Annotated in this window: 1 protein-coding gene; it reads left to right on the top strand. The window is 46.0% G+C overall.

Annotated elements, in window-relative coordinates:
• Positions 1-12: 12 nt before the first annotated feature.
• Positions 13-1,787: hypothetical protein (locus AWU77_RS02185; RefSeq protein ID WP_152625235.1), on the top strand; the 1,775-nt coding region annotated here is incomplete at its 3' end.

Raw genomic sequence — 1,787 nt, 5'->3', positions numbered from 1 at the left:
TACGCTACCGACATGAATATGATGGTGTCCGGTTTCCGCGCCGGTGTGCTCGGCGATTACCGCGAAAGTTCTGCGCTCAACTCTAACGTAGAATTGAAATACGATAACGGTGGTGCATTTACCGGTAGCGCGCGCTGGGTATCGGGCAATGCCGATAACGACAACAACAATCTCACCCTCGCCCAAGTCAGCAATGCGATGATGGTGAAGCGTTCGCCAACAACAGCTCCAGTTAACATCAACCCCGGCGCTATTGATGACGGCTTGATTTACCCCATGCATGTTCAAGTCAACAACGAAAATGTTTTGGCAGAACTTGACCCGGCAATGATTAGCAAAATGGCCAATCCGGAAGCCTGGTATTTGCACTCTGGTTGGATTGAAAGTACTTACGCCGAATCCGATTTTGATGTACTGCGTTTTGACGGCAATTTTAAATTTGCCGATGAAGGTTTGACTTCGGTAGATTTTGGTTACCGGTTTGCCGATCGCAATACCAGCTTCAAAAACATGTCATTCTTCTCACCTTCTGGTGTCGTAAAAGACGGCGTGGAACTGCTCAATAAATATCACGAAGTGGGTTACGCCACCGGCCAAGCAGGCAGCACCGGCACCGCCGCTGGTTTAACTTACGATCCGCTGCCCGTGGTTGAAATTACCGATGCAAAACTCAATGGTTACATCGGCAATGTGAGTAATTTCGGCGAAGCCTTAAAAGGTTTTAACGTAACGATTCCCATGATCGATACACGCAAAATTGATGACCCGATTGCGTTTAACGATATGATTTACGGCAAAGGCCAACGCATAGTCAACCCGGATCGCTCTTACGCGATTACCGACAGCAAACAAAGTTTCCACTTCCAAGCTAACTTTGATAAAGCGCTAAACGATACGTTCACCATCAGTGGTAACACTGGTGTGCGCTACGTAAAAACCGATTTAACCGTCACACAAAATATTACTGATCCGAAAAAACTGAATCCGTTAATTTTGGCGGGCACAGATCCGAACCACACCACCTATACGGATCTTGGCGATAAGATTACCAACGTCTCTTACAATCACTTTTTGCCCAGTTTAAATTTAAACATTGGCATTGCCGATGATTTCAAAGTGCGCTTAGCGTTTGATAAACGCATGACATTGCAAGATTTGGATCGCTTGGGTCAAGGCTCTATCACTTATTTGAGTTCAGAAGAAACCGTTACAGATCCAGTCACCGGCGAATCGGTTAAAGAGCCATTCCAACGGGTTAGTTCACGCCAGAACAACGGCAACCCTTATCTCAAACCTTGGTCTGCAAATGTATTTAACATTGCCGGTGAATGGTATCCAACCGACAACGCCATTGTGTCACTGGGTTATTTCAACATTGAAGTAGATAGTTTTACTTACACCAAAGTTGAAAAAAATCCCACACTGGCAGATAGCGATGGTGTAGTACGTCGCGGTGGTGAAGAGCAAACCGTATCCAATGGTTCCGGTGGAACCGTCAAAGGCTGGGAATTTTCTTACCAACAAAGTTTTGATTTCTTGCCAGGGTTTTTAACTAACACAGGTATGACACTCAACTATACCTACTCACCCACCAAGAGCCCTTCCAGCGAATTGTTACCCAATGGCAGTGTTGCGCCATTTAACAATACCGCTGAAGATCAAGCGAACCTGGTGCTCTGGTATCAAGACGAGAAATTTGAAGCGCGTATTGCCGCCAATTATTTGGGCGATCAATACCAAGGCAAAACTTCTGGCTGGATGTGGAACCCAACCAATGAAGACAAGGG

The organism is Cellvibrio sp. OA-2007 (assembly GCF_000953825.1).
In the GTDB taxonomy this organism is placed as follows: domain Bacteria; phylum Pseudomonadota; class Gammaproteobacteria; order Pseudomonadales; family Cellvibrionaceae; genus Cellvibrio.
The sequence above is the reverse complement of the archived record's forward strand: the minus strand, read 5'-3'. Positions and strand labels throughout refer to the sequence as shown.